The 15,891-nt window shown below is 38.2% G+C and carries 19 protein-coding genes; 9 read left to right on the top strand and 10 right to left on the bottom strand.

Features of this window, described 5'->3' with window-relative positions:
- Positions 1–160 precede the first annotated feature (160 nt).
- Positions 161–751: a hypothetical protein gene (locus tag ACSU6B_RS04370; RefSeq protein WP_410883061.1), complete on the bottom strand. Its 591-nt coding sequence runs from the start codon at positions 749–751 to the stop codon at positions 161–163.
- A gap of 148 nt (positions 752–899) precedes the next feature.
- Positions 900–1,721 (bottom strand): Cof-type HAD-IIB family hydrolase, encoded by an 822-nt coding sequence (locus tag ACSU6B_RS04365; protein ID WP_410883059.1) that lies wholly within the window; start codon positions 1,719–1,721, stop codon positions 900–902.
- Positions 1,722–1,910: 189 nt separating this feature from the next.
- On the opposite strand from ACSU6B_RS04365, the gene ACSU6B_RS04360 reads away from it, so the two are divergent.
- Positions 1,911–2,483, top strand: a complete 573-nt coding sequence (locus ACSU6B_RS04360; protein ID WP_410883057.1) for a DNA-3-methyladenine glycosylase I — start codon at positions 1,911–1,913, stop codon at positions 2,481–2,483.
- A gap of 158 nt (positions 2,484–2,641) precedes the next feature.
- On the opposite strand, the gene ACSU6B_RS04355 is transcribed toward ACSU6B_RS04360, so the two are convergent.
- Together ACSU6B_RS04355 and ACSU6B_RS04350 are read right to left on the bottom strand one after the other, a co-directional pair.
- The gene (locus tag ACSU6B_RS04355) at positions 2,642–3,088 is read right to left on the bottom strand and encodes a hypothetical protein (protein WP_410883055.1); all 447 of its coding nucleotides are present in this window, start codon (positions 3,086–3,088) and stop codon (positions 2,642–2,644) included.
- Positions 3,089–3,269: 181 nt separating this feature from the next.
- The gene (locus tag ACSU6B_RS04350) at positions 3,270–3,434 is read right to left on the bottom strand and encodes a hypothetical protein (protein ID WP_215001874.1); all 165 of its coding nucleotides are present in this window, start codon (positions 3,432–3,434) and stop codon (positions 3,270–3,272) included.
- A 293-nt stretch (positions 3,435–3,727) separates the two neighbouring features.
- Between ACSU6B_RS04350 and ACSU6B_RS04345 the strand changes: the two genes are divergently transcribed.
- Both ACSU6B_RS04345 and ACSU6B_RS04340 read left to right on the top strand, forming a co-directional pair.
- Entirely contained in the window at positions 3,728–4,396 is a 669-nt protein-coding gene (locus tag ACSU6B_RS04345) for a TetR/AcrR family transcriptional regulator (protein WP_410883053.1), read from the top strand.
- A gap of 13 nt (positions 4,397–4,409) precedes the next feature.
- The gene (locus tag ACSU6B_RS04340) at positions 4,410–4,886 is read left to right on the top strand and encodes a CBS domain-containing protein (RefSeq protein ID WP_215001878.1); all 477 of its coding nucleotides are present in this window, start codon (positions 4,410–4,412) and stop codon (positions 4,884–4,886) included.
- Positions 4,887–4,987: 101 nt separating this feature from the next.
- Here the strand turns inward: ACSU6B_RS04340 and ACSU6B_RS04335 are convergent, their stop codons facing one another.
- Positions 4,988–5,149, bottom strand: coding sequence for a hypothetical protein (locus tag ACSU6B_RS04335; RefSeq protein WP_215001880.1), 162 nt, complete (start codon positions 5,147–5,149; stop codon positions 4,988–4,990).
- A 168-nt stretch (positions 5,150–5,317) separates the two neighbouring features.
- A complete protein-coding gene (locus ACSU6B_RS04330; protein ID WP_410883051.1) occupies positions 5,318–6,436 on the bottom strand; it encodes a metallophosphoesterase in 1,119 nt (372 codons plus the stop codon).
- A gap of 535 nt (positions 6,437–6,971) precedes the next feature.
- Here ACSU6B_RS04330 and ACSU6B_RS04325 point away from each other — a divergent pair.
- The 3 genes from ACSU6B_RS04325 to ACSU6B_RS04315 all read left to right on the top strand — a co-directional run bounded on the left by ACSU6B_RS04325 (position 6,972) and on the right by ACSU6B_RS04315 (position 8,873).
- On the top strand, positions 6,972–7,319 hold the full coding sequence (locus ACSU6B_RS04325) for a metal-sensitive transcriptional regulator (protein ID WP_410883049.1): 348 nt from the start codon (positions 6,972–6,974) through the stop codon (positions 7,317–7,319).
- A gap of 671 nt (positions 7,320–7,990) precedes the next feature.
- The gene (locus ACSU6B_RS04320) at positions 7,991–8,254 is read left to right on the top strand and encodes a hypothetical protein (protein ID WP_410883047.1); all 264 of its coding nucleotides are present in this window, start codon (positions 7,991–7,993) and stop codon (positions 8,252–8,254) included.
- Positions 8,255–8,342: 88 nt separating this feature from the next.
- Entirely contained in the window at positions 8,343–8,873 is a 531-nt protein-coding gene (locus ACSU6B_RS04315; RefSeq protein ID WP_410883044.1) for a hypothetical protein, read from the top strand.
- Between the two features lie 71 nt (positions 8,874–8,944).
- Here ACSU6B_RS04315 and ACSU6B_RS04310 read toward each other — a convergent pair whose 3' ends face one another.
- The 4 genes from ACSU6B_RS04310 to ACSU6B_RS04295 all read right to left on the bottom strand — a co-directional run bounded on the left by ACSU6B_RS04310 (position 8,945) and on the right by ACSU6B_RS04295 (position 13,005).
- Positions 8,945–9,676 (bottom strand): anti-sigma factor domain-containing protein, encoded by a 732-nt coding sequence (locus tag ACSU6B_RS04310; protein WP_410883042.1) that lies wholly within the window; start codon positions 9,674–9,676, stop codon positions 8,945–8,947.
- 4 nt (positions 9,677–9,680) lie between these two features.
- Positions 9,681–10,247 carry an RNA polymerase sigma factor gene (locus ACSU6B_RS04305; protein ID WP_410883040.1) on the bottom strand — a complete coding sequence of 189 codons (567 nt, stop codon included), beginning with the start codon at positions 10,245–10,247 and terminating at the stop codon, positions 9,681–9,683.
- Between the two features lie 161 nt (positions 10,248–10,408).
- Complete coding sequence (locus ACSU6B_RS04300) at positions 10,409–11,683, bottom strand: MFS transporter (RefSeq protein ID WP_410883038.1); 1,275 nt, start codon at positions 11,681–11,683, stop codon at positions 10,409–10,411.
- 14 nt (positions 11,684–11,697) lie between these two features.
- Entirely contained in the window at positions 11,698–13,005 is a 1,308-nt protein-coding gene (locus tag ACSU6B_RS04295) for an alkaline phosphatase family protein (protein ID WP_410883036.1), read from the bottom strand.
- Positions 13,006–13,176: 171 nt separating this feature from the next.
- On the opposite strand from ACSU6B_RS04295, the gene ACSU6B_RS04290 reads away from it, so the two are divergent.
- The 3 genes from ACSU6B_RS04290 to ACSU6B_RS04280 all read left to right on the top strand — a co-directional run bounded on the left by ACSU6B_RS04290 (position 13,177) and on the right by ACSU6B_RS04280 (position 15,879).
- Positions 13,177–14,091, top strand: coding sequence for an alpha/beta hydrolase (locus ACSU6B_RS04290; RefSeq protein ID WP_410883034.1), 915 nt, complete (start codon positions 13,177–13,179; stop codon positions 14,089–14,091).
- 230 nt (positions 14,092–14,321) lie between these two features.
- Positions 14,322–15,350 (top strand): Bug family tripartite tricarboxylate transporter substrate binding protein, encoded by a 1,029-nt coding sequence (locus ACSU6B_RS04285; protein ID WP_214716844.1) that lies wholly within the window; start codon positions 14,322–14,324, stop codon positions 15,348–15,350.
- Positions 15,351–15,426: 76 nt separating this feature from the next.
- The gene (locus tag ACSU6B_RS04280) at positions 15,427–15,879 is read left to right on the top strand and encodes a tripartite tricarboxylate transporter TctB family protein (protein WP_215001899.1); all 453 of its coding nucleotides are present in this window, start codon (positions 15,427–15,429) and stop codon (positions 15,877–15,879) included.
- Positions 15,880–15,891: the final 12 nt, after the last annotated feature.

The following is a 15,891-nucleotide window of genomic DNA, read 5'->3' as shown; positions in this document are numbered from 1 at the left end:
CCAATCGATTATGGATATCCACAGACCGAGAGCCCTGTAACACAATTGTTCCCAGCATTGGTATTCAGCTTAGCTAAAAAGAACGTGGTGACAAAAGCTGGTGAGTTTGCCGGTATTGCAGTGGGGGTGTTTTATTTTTGTAACGTTTAAATCAGTGAAGTTAATCAGTCTGTTTTTGAATTTCTTCTTTCTTATGATTCATCAAGAAAAATGTTAATGGCTGGTCGGAACCCGTCATTAATTTATACACATAGGAAGAAGTAAGTTTATAGCCGTCGTCTATTTTTGTAGCCAAATAATTCGTCCGTTCGAACAGAATGGACCGGATATGATTGATTTGACGGGAGATTTTATCCATTAGTGCTTCTTGCTTGTCTAAGCGCTGTAAAACTCCGCCTTGAAACGCCTCTTGTTTCGCCATTTTTTCTGCAACCACTTTTTGTAGTTCGAGCTGTTCATTCAGTTGGAGGACAAGCCCATGATTCGCATCCTCGTACCTCTCCAACCTTCTTTGTAAATCATTTAGTTGATTGCCAACATGGTTCCACTGGTTGAAGTGTGTTTCTTCTTGATGTTGGGATTGCATACCTAATTCAGATAAGGCTTTTTTGAGTGCAGTATTCGCTATTTGCTGTTCAGAAATTAATTGAGACAGGAAATCCTGTCTTGATATGACTTGATTGGTCGCTTGTGGATTTTGTTTGTTTTTATAAACATCCGGATGTTCACTGTTATTAATGAATAATCCCATACCTCTCTCCGCCTTTTTTTGTATTTGGTTGGAATATTTTATGCTTGAAAAACTAAAGAGGGGACATGATTGGGCTGTTGGAAAGGAAAGAGTGCAAAAAAACAACGCTCGGAAAAATTCCATGCGTTGTTTCGATAAAATTTTATTATCAAACAAGAGTCGGTGTTTTCAATACGAATTTTTCTACAACCTTTGCAACACCATCATTCATATTGCTGTCAGTGACAAAGTTAGCTTTTTCTTTAATATCGTCTGGAGCATTCCCCATAGCAACACCTAAGCCTGCAAACTCAATCATTGCAAGGTCATTATAGCTGTCTCCAATTGCGATGACTTCTTCGCGCTTAATCCCCAGTTGTTGAATCAAATGGCTAAGGCTTGTACCTTTCGTGACGCCATGCTCCGTAAATTCTAGAAAGAATGGTTTGGAACGCATGACACTTAGATGACCAGCTAACTCTTGCTGCAGTTTTTCTTCTACATCCGCAAGTTTTGTTTCATCTTCAAGCATCAGCACTTTTACCACAGGTTCCGATACAGCCTCCACGAAACTACCGACTTCAATTATTTCTAGGCCAGTAATTTCTCCTTCAATATTTGTGAATTGATTTCCAGCCTCGGTAACAATCTGATCCCCAACATACGTATGAATCCAAACATTTTCACGACGACTTACTTCATATAAATAGTGAACGACATCAGGCGATAAAGTGCTGCTAAACAGTTCTTCACCAGTTTGACAGTTAGTAATTTTAGCACCATTAAAAGAAAGAATAAAGCTGCCGAAATCATTCAACCGCAGTTCTTCAGCAATAGCATACATGGCTGACGTTGGCCGGCCAGAAGCTAACACCACTTTCACTCCTAATTCTTGTGCATCCATAAGTGCACGCTTTGTGCGGTCAGATATCGTGTGGTCGTCCTGCAATAGTGTATCGTCTAAATCAAGTACAATCATTTTATAATGCATTCTTGAAGTCTCCTTTAAACATATGTCATCTAACTATCTTACTATAAATCTAGTGAAAATACGTCTTACAATTGAATCCAATTCGTAGTTATCGAATAATAAAGGGAGGTTCTTATTTTTATAAAATTATGTCATACTTAAGTGAACGTAAGTTATGTAATCAACGGAAGTACTGGAGGCTTTTCAAAAATGAATCGATGCGGTTGGGTAAATCAGGATCCACTATATATTGATTATCACGATTATGAATGGGGAGTTCCGGTCTATGATGATCGCCTGCTATTTGAGTACTTAAATCTCGAAGGGGCCCAGGCAGGACTGAGTTGGTACACCATTTTAAAAAAGAGAGAGAACTACCGGAAAGCTTTTGATAACTTTGAAGCAAAAAAAATTATCCGCTATGATGAAAAGAAAATCGAAGAATTAATCCATAATGAAGGAATTGTCCGAAATAAGCTAAAAATCAATGCAGTCATTACCAACGCACATGCGTTTTTGAAGGTTGTGGAGGAGTTTGGCTCATTTAGTAAGTACATATGGTCCTTTGTTGGCGGTAAGCCGATTCAAAACCACTTTCGTGAAATGAAAGATGTTCCTGCAATCACGGATATTAGTGATCAATTAAGTAAAGATTTAAAGAAGCGCGGCTTCAAATTTGTTGGCTCGACCATCTGTTATGCCTTCATGCAAGCGACCGGAATGGTGAATGACCATATCGTGACCTGTGAATGTTATCAAAAAACACATCAAATAACGAACTAATGAAAAAAAGCGACTATCTCAATGTAGAGACATCGCTTTCCTTAGGTTGTGTAAAGAAAAATATAAAGATGGCAATTGACAGTAAAAATAAAAATATTTCTGCTTTAGAGGGCTCGAATGTTGGGAGGTCTGTTAAGGACAACATGACCACTTCCTTCTTAATTAGATTTGATTAAAATTTCAGGTTCGATTTCAAAATGTTCAGATACAATCCAGCGAAATTGCGTAAAGACTTTTTCTAAATCAGGCAGTGTAGGTTCGTGTTTAGGAACTCCAAAAATAGGTCCTGTAATATTAAAGCTAAACCTGCCTGGTCCTAAAAAGATACCTGACACATTTGTCTGATCGCTAATCAATAGTATGGCTAATAGGATATCCCCAATGTCCAATAACAAACTCAATGTTTTATTTCCTGATTTACCTTCTAAACGCGCTCTTCCAGTTAGCGGCCCACCAACAGATAGGGCAAATCCTCCTGGTTCTATAATAAGTCTAACAACTGTCACTTGACCTGTTAATAATAAAAATGCCGTTATAATATCAATAGTTCGTTGGATAGATATAACTGTTTGTAGGCCATTTTCTAAGTCACAACTACTTTTCAACGATTTCACAACCTACTCAACTTAAACTCTTCATGTAAACGATAATGACAAGGATAGAAATCTTTACAGCCAAAGCATATCTTTTGTATATTATGAAATGAATCGAAGGGTGCTACTTATTTTACAAAAAGAAAGCCCATCACAACCGTGATGGGCTTTCTTAGCAAGAAAAATAGCTTGCTTATGACTGTGCAGGTTTATCAAGCGTGAAATCTGATGTTGGCAAAGTAATGATCTTGCCGCCAATTTGGACATGAATGGTGTCGTTGAAAATGGCTTTCACAATTCCCTTTAAGGAGATGGTTGAATTGACAGAGATTTTTTTAGATTCAGCTTGGTTTGCCACAATATCAACGCCTTTCGAAAATTGGTAGAAATATAGGAACTTATAGCAAAAAAATAAAGATACATTAAATTATTCGGAAAAATATTAGAAACTCCTGCTAAGGCAAGGGGATTTTTATAAAAAAAATCGGTCATGTTTTAATCTATCTATATTGCAAAGGGGTGTTAAAACAATAATAGCGACTTAACATGAACCGTAGGTCAAGTATCGCATTTTTGAGGTTGTCTGTCAACGAAAACATGAACTCTGGTTCAAATTTTAAAATCGTGGTATGATATATTTGAGGTGATAAAATGCCAGACAGTGATGACCTATTAATTGGTGAATTCCCTTTTCTCCCAAAACAGGAACGGGCTCAACAAAAAAGAAATGCACTGCTCGAAAGTGGACAAATTTTGTTTATTTCGAAGGGGTACGAGCAAACTACTGCTAAGGAAATTGCTGCCCATGCAGGTGTTGCTACCGGTACCTTTTATCGTTATTTTTCAGATAAACGCCAACTTTTAATGTCATTATTAGAAGACAAATTAGACAAGCTTCTCCCACCTGAACCTAGTTGGATTTCCCGTGATCCAGTAACATTATTAGCATCACTTTTAGAAGCCCATAATAAACGCCTTAATGAGTTAGGGATACAGCGTGTGTTGCCTGAGTTAGTGATGAAAGATCCTGGTCTTGCTGAATTTTTGGGTAGCGCACGAAGGAAAATTCATTCGAGAATTTTGTTAGGGCTGAAACAAGCGGAAGAAAAAGGATTAACATGGGAGGATCTCGATTTAGAAACTGTCGCGTGGGCAATTTTAGTCTTAGTGGAAAATAGTCATGGGAAAGAAGGACAAACTGGGAAAAGAGCGGATTTTCTAGAAATTTCGAAAGTAATTTGCCGGATGGTTTTTCCACCAGATGTGTTACAGCAATTGCAAAATACGGATGAAACGAATAATCGAAAATTCAATCAATGAGAGTGGTGTCGATATGATAAATGTTCAGGTAAAGGATTTTATGGTTAAAGATGTTATATCAGCTAGTCCAAGTGCTTCCATTAAAGATGTAATGACATTGTTTGTTGGGAAAAAAATTGGCGGTTTACCGATTATCGATGAGAATGGTGTGCTACGTGGATTTGTAACAGATGGTGACATTTTACGGGCAATCAGTCCAGTCGATCGTCGGATTCATGATTATTTTTCTCTTATCACATATGTTGCAAAAGAAAACATGGAGAATCGCTTGAGAGAATTAGCTGACAGGGAAGTCATTCGGATTGCAAAAACCCACGGAATCGTAACCGTCCATCCTGAAGATGAAATGAAAAAAGTTGTCTCTCTATTGTCTAAGCATCACTTTAAAAAACTACCAGTTGTTGATGAGTCTAATCATGTGGTTGGTGTTATTAGCAGGGGAGATGTCATTCGCAGCATACAAGAAACGATTATTAATGATTGGCAATGATAGTCTTGCAACTGAAACAGCCCTTCACTTTAAAGGGAAGGGCTGTCTTTGGAAAGAATATACTCCTATTGTTCCATTATAATAACCTTTGTAAGACTAAACTATTGAAGTGGTTTTTCAAGCAGGAGTTCAGATGCTGGGAGCGTTATGATTTTCCCGCCAATTTGCACATGAACGGTATCGTTGAAAATGGCTTTTACAATTCCTTTTAATGAAATTGTCGAATTAACAGAGATTTTTTTTGCTTCAGCTTTGTTTGCCAAATTAACCAACACCCTTCGAAATAGTTATGAAAATATTATATATGAAGATAAGGAAATAAAGCCAGAATAAATTATCAGAAAAGTTAAAAAAATTTACATTTTGTGAACGCAAAAATTATTTTTCTTCTATTCTTATGTGGGATGCAAATGATTGGTGAGTATTTTACGCTATTCCCTTTTTAAAAAGGTAAGATGTATTTGTATGATTTCAGAACGACTGCCAATCCGAAGTGGAGGACCCCAAAAACCATAACCGGATGAAACAATGGAATGAAGCTGACTTTTCTGAAGATAGCCCCAATCATTTTCAAATATCCTTTTTGTAATCAGATGATTCGGTGCCATTTGGCCTCTGTGTGTATGGCCTGATAAAAGTAAGTCGACACGATTTTCTTGCGCATGAGTTATTTCAGCTGGCTGATGATCCATCATAATAATTGGCAGGGATGGATCAATATCAGTTAGAATAGCTTCAATCGGTAGCCGATTTCGATCAGTTTTGTCTTTTCGACCTGCAAGATAAAAGCTGTCAGCTATTTTGAGTACTTGATCCAATAGGATAGTTATCCCGATTCGTTCCATTTCCTGCAAAAACTTTGGAATCCCACCGCCATAATATTCATGATTTCCTAGAACTCCATAGACACCTAAGGGGGCCGATAACTCCTTCATTACATCACCCATTTTCTTTTGAGTAAATGGCTCGGGATCGTCGTCAATGATATCGCCTGGCAGTAAAATGATATCCGGCTTTAGAGCGTTTACATTACGGACAAGACGGCGAATATGTCGGATGCCTGAAAGTCTGCCAAAATGCATATCAGAGGCCATGGCAATTCGAAGCTCAGTTAGATTGCCCACCTGTTTTGGAATGACAAGTGAAAAAGTCCGAACGACAGGGCTATATGCATTAAACGTTCCGATGATAAATAGAATAACAAAAGATATTAACACCCCTCCTCCTACCCAATTGATGACTGATGTTGTGGAAAGATCAGCAAAAATGAGAACAAAGGCAACAAGATTGGAAAGAGGCAAGAAAAGGATGGCATATTGGAATAATCCAAACCAATAAGAGCCGATCATTTTAAATAGAGGCACTTTTTTTGTGAAATGTCCGATGATGTATGAATAGGAAATGAGACTAACGACTAAACCGTATATCCATTTATCCTGCAAATTAAATACTGAATGCAGCCAAACCCAGCCGTTCCAACCGATATAAAATGTTATGGCAGAATATACAATAATGATGGTCATGAAATTTATCAAGTAGCGTGGTTTCATCGATTGCTCCTTTATTGAGGGAATATTCCATAAACATGAAATGTAGTTCAAGTATTGCATTGGCATGCAAGGGCTGTCAATTAATCCAACCCATTTGAATCAGATTACGATGGATGTAGTGACATTGAAAAGGTAAGTAAGGTTAGTCCTTCATCAAAAATCGTCAGGGTCCATATGGAAGCTTGGAATCATTACTCTTATTGTCACGAAAGGATTGAATGCAATATTTTAGGCCACCAGCTCTAGTAATTATACTATATATGAACACATTTAGTGATTATGGATGATAAGGGTAAAAGATGTCATGGATAGATATTTTAGAAATATAATTTCTTTTTCAAAACATTTTCAATGCATATTAAGGATATGAAGGACAAAACCTGGTAAGAGTACAGGAGAAATGTCTTTCAAGAAGCCTCTGAAGGACAAAATCTTGAAACAGTACAGGTTAAATGTCTTTCATAAATCTTTGTAGAAACCGTTCCTGTCACTTTCCTGAGGTATGATATAATATTCCCAAAAAGGAGGCGGACCAATGTCTAATGAAGTAGGGAAGGTAGATGAACTTTTTGAAAATACCTGCTGCTCAGATGAAGGAAGCAATCGTAAGAGTCATCATCCGGATAAAGTGAAAAATAATCTTGTTACGAGACTTAATCGAATTGAAGGGCAAATTCGAGGCATTAAGGGATTAATTGAGAAAGATACGTATTGTGATGATGTCATAAACCAGATATCGGCCACACAATCCGCCTTAAATAGCGTAGCCAAAATCCTGCTAGAAGGTCATTTGAAAAGCTGTGTTGTCGAAAGAATTCAAGAAGGTGATTTTGAAGTCTTGGATGAAGTTCTCGTCACCATCCAAAAATTAATGAAAAAATAATCTAGTCTATTGGTGTTCTAAGGACAATCAAAAAATAATATTTTTCGACGGAGAATGTACCCAGGTACGTTCTTTTTCTTTTATAGGAAATTAGGTCTATTTAATAAGAAAGATTGAAAGAAACTCGAATAATATATTTGGAATATTCTGATAAATATATTATTATAAATAAAAATTCAAAGGATTTTTCCCAACAGATAAGTTTACCGTCAACACAGCTGAATATAGAAAAATTGGTAAAAGATGGACTATTAATGGTATGTCAGATATATTTTGGGCCAGGTATAAAAGTTTCCATTTATATTGGTGATGCAGTCCAGCAAACTTGCTCACAAGTGTGAATGTAAATAACAGAGGGGTTTTTACTTACACTACTATTAATTCAGCCAAGTCCATAGTTCAAGGGGGAACTCTCACTCTAGTCTCTACTTCTGGTGGATAGTTAACAAATGTGGCGGTAACAGTTAGGTAGTTTTAGGACATTGTAAAATTTGAGAATTGTCAATGTCCCAACTTTCATTAATATGAAATAGGTTAATCTAAGCAATCCCTTGCTGGAAAGGTACTAATATTAGTAAACTTTCCGGCTTTTTTAATTTGGGTTACACAACCTTTAAAGAACGTCCCATTCCAGAGGTGAATATAATATTTACAAGGAAGGGTGGGTGCACATGTTTTTGGGTGGGTTAATTCTTATTGGGATGGTCATTCCATTCATATTAATGAAAATAGATTCTAGATGGGTGAACTGGATCCCAGCGGTATTCTTTTTAGCAGCAGCATTCATAATGGGTGCGAAGGCGGTACTTTATCCAGGTGAGGGAATGGCTGATCTAGCTGAGAGAATCTATTTTATGATGTTTGGATCCGTTGCGATTGGTTCCATTATTGGTGGGACAATCGTTCACTTTATAAAAAGTAGAAAGAAAAAATAGTCAAAATATGAATTTCCTTCAAACCGATTGGGACTTATCCTCGTTACCTTTAACGAAGAACCAATAAGAATGAAGGAGTTGCATGTAAATGAAAAAGCGTTTAAAAGTATTACTTGGGATGTCAATTATGTCGATGTTTTTGTTTGGTGCAGTTGCATTCGCAGCAACAGATTTTACACAACTGGGATTTTCTAAAGTGGTTGCAGAAAGGAAGATCGAGGCAGGGGAATCAGCTAAACTGAGTCATAGTGGAATTAAAATTCAAATCCCCGAAGGAGCTTTTACCCACGACGTCACGTTTCAAGTGCTTGAAGGGGATAATAGTAAATTCCAAAAGGTGGCTCCCGCAGGAGAAACCGTGATCATGAATTTCGCGTTTAGAGTCATAGATTTAGAGACCGGTCAGATAATAGATAAATTTAATAATAAACAACTCACGTTCAGCTTTAAAGATAAGGATATTAACAAGGGAAGTATTTACTACAATTTCAAAGTGGATGGAACTATTGTTAATAACAATGCAGCCTCTGTGATCGACGGAAGAACGTTATCCCATCCAATCGGAGCAGCACCTGTAGGTTGGCTTATTACATCACCAACCGAAAGTATTAACAAATAAGCAATAATCAATTAATACTTAAGTAAAAAAGCCCATGAATCTCAGGAATGAGAATCGTGGGCTTTTAACATTTAGGTTTCTAATACTTTTTTACCTCTGGGCTTGGTTCCATTAGCATCTGGTTCGAGTGATATTCCAATCGCCTCAAAAGATATTTCTTCATTAAGCTGGTAAGTTAGGAAGCCATTTCCTTTCTCATCGACATGAAAGGTTCCCGCACTTTTTCTATTCCCATCTTCGATAAGCCAAACCTGGTAGGCCTCGGATCCCTTGGTATTCGTTAGTCCTTGAAGCTGAAAAACGAGCTGTTTTTTATCACCTTGTTTGTAAAGCAACGCCTGCCCTTGGGCAGAATCGGTTGTAGGATTTGCTGTTTTTAAAGCATATACCTGGATGACCTCGGGCGGAAGTTTCGCTTGTTCCGTTAATTCAGTTACTTGATCTCTTAGATTTATATTGTTCCAAATGACTCCACCAAAGCTAAAAATGAGAGAGGCGGCTGCAAATCCATAAAGATAACGGCGTGATTTTTTGGTCAGATGCTTTCTTTTTAATGTAGGCTGGGAATTTTCTGTTGTGAAAATGGCATTCAACACTTCATCTTTTAAATCAGTAGGTACTTCTACATCGTCTAATTCATAAGGGAGCATAGTCCACGCCTCCTGCATTTCTTGCATGTCCTTACTACAAGACGAACAACTCAAAAGGTGTCTCTCTATTCTAAGTCTTTCTTCCTCTGATAATTCACCAATCAGATAAGAAATCAATTCACTGGACAATGAACAGCTGCTATTTATGCTCATATTTTCATTCCCCCATCTCCATTACAACGTGTTTCCGCAAGACTTTGAGTGTCTGATGCAGCCGGCTTTTTATCGTACCGATGGGTTCCTTTTTCATTTCGGCAATTTCACTTAAGGTGTATCCTTCCCAATAAAGCCACTGGATCAGTTCGATTTGATTTTTTGATAGAAATTGAAAGGCTTTCTGGATTTGTTCTCGCACCAGCTTTCTTGATAAAATCTCCGCTGGATTGGAGGATTGATGTTCCGGAATCTGCTCCAATTGTTCCTGATCGATTGATATCAATGCGTTGTCCTTTTTTTCCTTGCGGTGATGGTCAATCGTAATATTACGAGTGATCGTTAAAAGCCAATTGACGAATTGTCCTTTTTCCGGGTTATAACCGGTTTCTGTCGTCCACACGCGGGTAAAAACAGCTTGGACAATTACTCTAGCTTTGTCTGCATCTTTTGTTGATTTGAAAACGAAGGAATATACGAGCTTAATATAGCGGTCATATAATTCTTCTAAAGCTGGACGATGCTTTACTTTAATTAAAAGCATTAATTCGGTATCACTCAATTTTTTCATAAAAAAGGCAGTCCCCCTAGTCAATTCCGGATCCCTTTACATTAATAAACGAATCTTCAAGAAAATCGGTTTGTATATTATAAAGGGATATTGAAGATTATTGGTGTCAGGCACCATTATTTTCAAAAAAACTAGACCTCATGGTGAGGTCTAATAAATTTTTATTCAGAAATAGAATTTGATTTTGAGATAGTAGTTGTTTCAGGTACGCGAAGGAGAATGATTCCTCCGATGGCAAAGAGAATAACTAAGCTAAACACACCGCTGTTCGTATTTCCGGTTATCTGTGCGGTGAATCCGACAAGGAATGGCCCTAAAATAGCTGCAAATTTATAAAAAATACTATAAAAGCCAAAGAACTCATTGGCGTTTTCTTTTGGAACTAGTTTCGCAAAGTAGGAGCGGCTTAGGGCCTGGATTCCACCTTGAGAGGAGGCAACAAGCATCGCCAAAATCCAAAAATCTAACGTAGTTTTTAAGAAATAAGCATACGTACAAATGATTATATAAACAAAAATTCCAACTAGCAGCATCGTTTTGCCTTTAAATTTATCGGCAAGCTTCCCAAATAAAATCGCGAATGGTGCAGCAACAACTTGTGTCGCAAACAAGATAATAAGTAGGTTCGTAGAAGTGATTCCTAGGTCAGAACCGTATGCTGTAGACATGGTAATAATCGTATTAACTCCGTCAATGTAAAAGAAATAGGCAATTAAAAACAGAAACAATGGACGGTACAATTTAATCTTCTTAAATGTTTCAAATAGTTGTTTAAAGCCATTGGAAATGGGATTTGATACAGGTTCTTTATAATAAACTTGTTTGACATTTTTTAGAATTGGAATCGTGAATAAGCCCCACCATAAGGCGGTAATCGCAAAAGCCGCTTTACTTGCAACCGTAACAGATAATGGAAGGATGTTTTGCTGCGATAATATAATCAGAGCAATGCTGATTATAAAGGGAATTGTACTACCGATATACCCCAATGCATAGCCTTTTGATGAAATCTCGTTCATCCTCTCCTCAGTCGTTACATCGACAAGAAAAGCATCATAGAAAATATTTGTTCCGCCAAAACCAATCACGGTAATCATGTAACAAATTAATAAAATTAGCCATTGGTTACTCGGTACGACTGAAAGCAGTAAGGTAAATATAATTCCTAATGCAAAGAAAAAGGTGAAAAATCGTTTCTTAAACCCTTTGAAATCCCCTATGCTTCCTAAAATAGGCGCACAAAGCGATATAAGCAGGGTAGCAAACGAATTAGCATAGCCCCAATAAGCAGTGGAAGTGGAAGCTTCAAGCCCCGCCTCGGTAGCTGCTGCCTTAAAATAAAGCGGGAAGATTGCCGTTGTGATTAGGATCGAATAAGCAGAGTTTGCCCAATCATATAACGCCCAGCTCTTTTCTTGCTTTGACATCCGACTCATAGATTTTCCCCCTTTTAATATTTCAAAATCTCTTCTATCGTCCTTCCATCTGTCTGGCCTAAATTTACTCCTAGAAGCCTTGCAAATGTTGGACCTTCATCAATGAGACGGATCGAAGGCAGGGTGATTGATTTTATCCCTTTTCCAGCTGCCATAAAAATGGTTCCATAATTTTCTTTCTCAGGTGAATAGCCATGACAGGCCAAGGTGTATTTATGATCCGCCTTTACGTCCTTCTTTGTGATCGTTTTGATGAACTCTCCTTCGAAGTCTTCTAAAAAGAAATATCCTCTTTGGGCTTCAACCATAAAGGAACACGTTCCATCTGCGCCTTTTTCAGCTGCTTGTTCCCCAGTGAGAACGTTTTCAATCCCGTTTTCAGGATCCACTTGTAAGGAATCTAGCAATCGTCTAACTTTATCATGTGTGGCTAAATCTTGTTTGTCTTTAATATAAATATATGCAGAGCCATCACAACTTTTACAATATGCCTTCCAATTAATTATCTTTCCTTTTCCATTAGTGGTAATCAGATGTTGCTCATGGAAAAGAACATTTAGGTTGACGGCTTTATTTTCATCTAAAGCACTATGATCACCTAATGCAACTAAAGTGGAATTCTCATAGATTCCGCTTTCCTTTAAGGCCTCGATAATTCTGCCAAGTCGGCTATTGTGGCGGTCGATTGCCGCGAGTGCTTCCTCAGAAGAAAAACCATGATAATGCCGTTGGGTATCCAAATCCGTAAAGTGGACCATCAATAAATTCGGCTTCTTGGTTTTAATGGTATCGACGGTCGATTCCAATACGAAGTCATCCAATTCCGGTTGATTAAGGCCTTTTCGGATATGACCGTAACGTTTATTAAGATCCCACTGAAAGCGTGGACTTCCACTCATCAGTGAAACAAGAATTTGATTATGCCAAGGGCGGTTCGCAAAAATTTCGGGCATATTATAGTCAATTTTTGCTTTGGCTGTGACTGGCCATAATAGTGCAGCTGTTGTCATATTTGCCTTTCTTACTTCGTCATACAAGGTTGTTCCTCGAATACAATCTCTGAACCAGTTCCAATCAGGAGAAACCATGCCTGGCTGCAGAAGTGTGTTATTAATTACACCGTGTCGGTTCGGATAATTACCTGTGACAATGGTTGCATGACAAGGATAAGTGACGGAAGGGTAAATGGATTCGACTTTCTCTACATAGGCCCCATTTTTTAATAGGGTTTGAAAGTGTGGCAGTTCTTTTAACTTAGGAAAATCTAAGGCTGAAAGGCAATCAAATGAAATGATAATTAAATGGTCAGTCAATCTTTTCATAAATTGGAAAACCTCCGAAAATATCTGCCAGTTACTACAATTGTACTACAGGTAGGCGGAAATGGAAGAATGGTTACAGAATATTTACAATATTGTTGAAGGCATTGATTTAATAGAAGGTTTTTCTAGTATAATGATATTAGCAAATTCTGGATTAATGGAGGTATGAAGATGCCAAGTATCCGAAGCTATTTTTTTGAAAAAGGAATTAACCTTTCGGTAAAAAGAGCACTAAAGAAGGGGATATCAGATCGAGCGATGGATGAAAAGCGGCAGATGCTCGACACGGCAGCAAGAAAACTGGGGAAACTCCCGAAAAACTGCCAGGTTGAGCAACTTGAAATTGAAGGCTTGTATGCTGAGTGGCTTACTTCCGAAGACGCCTTAGATGATATAGTGATCCTTTATTTACACGGCGGTGGTTATGCATTTTGCTCAGCCAATACTCACCGCCCACTAGCGGCTCGAATTGGGAAAGCGGCGGGTGTAAAGGTGTTATTTCCGGAGTATCGTCTTGCACCGGAACATCCATTTCCAGCTGCCATCGAGGATGCTGTTACCGTGTACCGCTGGCTATTGCGACAAGGTTATGATTCCTCCAAGATTATTTTTGCAGGAGATTCCGCAGGAGGTGGCTTAAGCATTGCTGCCACTTTGGTCTTAAGGGATCAAAATGAACCACTCCCAGGGGCAATTGTTTGTCTTTCTCCTTGGGTAGATTTAACAAGCAGCGGGGAAAGTTACCGTAAAAACAAGGAGATTGATCCATATTTAAGTGTGCAAGGTGTAAGGGATGCAGCACTAATGTATGCGGGGAATGAGAATTCCCTCAACCATCCGCTCATATCACCAGTCTTTGCAGACTTGACCGGGCTTCCGCCATTATTCATCCAAGCAGGCAATCATGAGATCTTGCAAAGCGATGCAGAATTACTCGCCACACAAGCACGTCATGCAGGTGTTAATGTCACATTTAAAGTTTGGGATGGAATGTGGCATGTGTGGCAAATTAGTGGTGATACTTTACCTGAAGCGAAAAAGGCTGTTAGCGAAATAGGGAATTACCTAAAGAAAAACTTCCAATAATTTTTTTAAGCTTACCTTGGCCAGATATTGGGTCCAAATTATAAACGAAAATCTGAGAACTCCTGAGATACTGAATCAGGAGTTCTTTCACGTGTTGATAACAATAATTAAACCTATGAACTTTATGAACAAAATGGTAGTTAAGTTTTTAATGCTGTTTAAATGAATAATCTATGAAAACCTCAAAATTTTTGTAAAATTAAGAAAACGTTTACAAAGGGGGAAATGAAATGTTTTCTATCAAAAGAATTTCAGCAGTAATGTGTGCAGGAGCATTGGCATTAAGTTTGGGGGCTTGCAGCAGTAAGGAAACAGCGAGTACAAGTAAAAAAGAGGAAGGCACCGGTTATCCAACAAAGGCCATTAGCGTGGTAGCACCGTCTGGAGCAGGTGGAGGCTGGGATTTAACAGCCCGCTCGTTTACAAAAGTGTTAAGTGAAACAAAGCTTGTAAAACAGCCAATGACAGTTGAGAATAAGCCTGGCGGCGGTGGAGCAGTTTTTATGGCGGAATATGCAACCCAGCAAGTGGAAAATAATGACATGCTGTTTGTCAATTCACCGCCGATTATTATCAACAATTTAAAGAAAGAAGGAAACAGTCCGTACGGTTATAAGAATACCACACCATTAGCACAACTTACGAAAGACTATGGAGCGATAGTTGTTAAAGCCGATTCCAAATTTAAAGATTTAAAATCGGTTTTGGAAGAAGTAAAGAAGGATCCTAGTAAGTTGACTTTTGCTGGTGGCTCGGCACCAGGTTCGATGGACCATTTAGTTTCCATTCTACCAGCCTATAAATATGGGGTTGACCCAACCAAAATTAAATATGTTTCCTATGATGGCGGTGGCGAAGCGATTACCGCATTACTTGGAGGAAACGCAGATGTCATTGGGACGGATGCCTCTAGCGTAAAAGAGTTTCTTAAGGCAGGCAAAGTAAGAGTCCTTGCGATTACATCCACTGAACGCTTATCAGGTGACTTTAAAGATGTCCCTACAGCGAAGGAACAAGGTGTCGATGCAGAATTTACGATTTGGCGTGGTGTATTTGGTCCAGAAAAAATGTCCGATGAAGCAAAGGCTTATTGGGAAAAAACTATTGATAAGTTAGTTCAATCACCTGAATGGAAAAAAGAAGTCGAGACACAAGGCTGGGAATTAGAGTATAAAAATGGGGCAGATTTTAAAAAGTTCTTAGATGATCAGGAATCACAAGTACAACAATTATTAGAAGCATTAGGAATGCAGAAGTAGAAGTAACCCAAGAGGGAAGGAACGACTTTCTCCTTCCCTTTTATTTTAAACATAGCACGGATTGGGGGGATTGCGGATGGACATTAAATTTGATCGCATCGCTGCTATATTGTTTCTAGCTGTAGGAGTCCTATTTATTATCGGAAGCAGAAGTATTGCAAGCTCTTCTTATGGAAGTGTAGTCGGTCCAGATATTTTTCCATTCTTTCTTGGGGTATTGCTGACGATCTTAAGTATTCGCTTATTTTATGAAACCTTTAATGGAAAAACGCAGGAAAAGAAAAAAGAAAAATTGCAGTATAAGCCTTTTTTAATCATATTGGCAGCCACATTAATCTATATTTTGACGCTGGAATCAGTTGGTTATGTGATCACAACATTTTTATTTCTTTTTGTATGCTTTCAGACAATGGAACGTGCTAAATGGCTGACCTCACTAATAATCGCTGGATGTTTTTCTGGACTTGTCTATTTCATATTTGTCGAAATATTAAAAGGAACGCTTCCAGGGTGGCCAATTTGGTTTTAGTCAATTAAGTTA

Source organism: Neobacillus sp. C211 (assembly GCF_051842875.1).
Taxonomy (GTDB): domain Bacteria; phylum Bacillota; class Bacilli; order Bacillales; family Cytobacillaceae; genus Neobacillus.
Note: the sequence above shows the minus strand (reverse complement) of the source record. Positions and strands in the feature narration are given on the sequence as shown.

Bases quoted from the DNA above. Each gene is read 5' to 3' on its own strand.
- ACSU6B_RS04370 (WP_410883061.1), bottom strand. From the start codon at position 751: ATGGGATTATTCATTAATAACAGTGAACATCCGGATGTTTATAAAAAC.
- ACSU6B_RS04365 (WP_410883059.1), bottom strand. From the start codon at position 1,721: ATGCATTATAAAATGATTGTACTTGATTTAGACGATACACTATTGCAG.
- ACSU6B_RS04360 (WP_410883057.1), top strand. From the start codon at position 1,911: ATGAATCGATGCGGTTGGGTAAATCAGGATCCACTATATATTGATTAT.
- ACSU6B_RS04345 (WP_410883053.1), top strand. From the start codon at position 3,728: ATGCCAGACAGTGATGACCTATTAATTGGTGAATTCCCTTTTCTCCCA.
- ACSU6B_RS04340 (WP_215001878.1), top strand. From the start codon at position 4,410: ATGATAAATGTTCAGGTAAAGGATTTTATGGTTAAAGATGTTATATCA.
- ACSU6B_RS04330 (WP_410883051.1), bottom strand. From the start codon at position 6,436: ATGAAACCACGCTACTTGATAAATTTCATGACCATCATTATTGTATAT.
- ACSU6B_RS04325 (WP_410883049.1), top strand. From the start codon at position 6,972: ATGTCTAATGAAGTAGGGAAGGTAGATGAACTTTTTGAAAATACCTGC.
- ACSU6B_RS04320 (WP_410883047.1), top strand. From the start codon at position 7,991: ATGTTTTTGGGTGGGTTAATTCTTATTGGGATGGTCATTCCATTCATA.
- ACSU6B_RS04315 (WP_410883044.1), top strand. From the start codon at position 8,343: ATGAAAAAGCGTTTAAAAGTATTACTTGGGATGTCAATTATGTCGATG.
- ACSU6B_RS04310 (WP_410883042.1), bottom strand. From the start codon at position 9,676: ATGAGCATAAATAGCAGCTGTTCATTGTCCAGTGAATTGATTTCTTAT.
- ACSU6B_RS04305 (WP_410883040.1), bottom strand. From the start codon at position 10,247: ATGAAAAAATTGAGTGATACCGAATTAATGCTTTTAATTAAAGTAAAG.
- ACSU6B_RS04300 (WP_410883038.1), bottom strand. From the start codon at position 11,683: ATGAGTCGGATGTCAAAGCAAGAAAAGAGCTGGGCGTTATATGATTGG.
- ACSU6B_RS04295 (WP_410883036.1), bottom strand. From the start codon at position 13,005: ATGAAAAGATTGACTGACCATTTAATTATCATTTCATTTGATTGCCTT.
- ACSU6B_RS04290 (WP_410883034.1), top strand. From the start codon at position 13,177: ATGCCAAGTATCCGAAGCTATTTTTTTGAAAAAGGAATTAACCTTTCG.
- ACSU6B_RS04285 (WP_214716844.1), top strand. From the start codon at position 14,322: ATGTTTTCTATCAAAAGAATTTCAGCAGTAATGTGTGCAGGAGCATTG.
- ACSU6B_RS04280 (WP_215001899.1), top strand. From the start codon at position 15,427: ATGGACATTAAATTTGATCGCATCGCTGCTATATTGTTTCTAGCTGTA.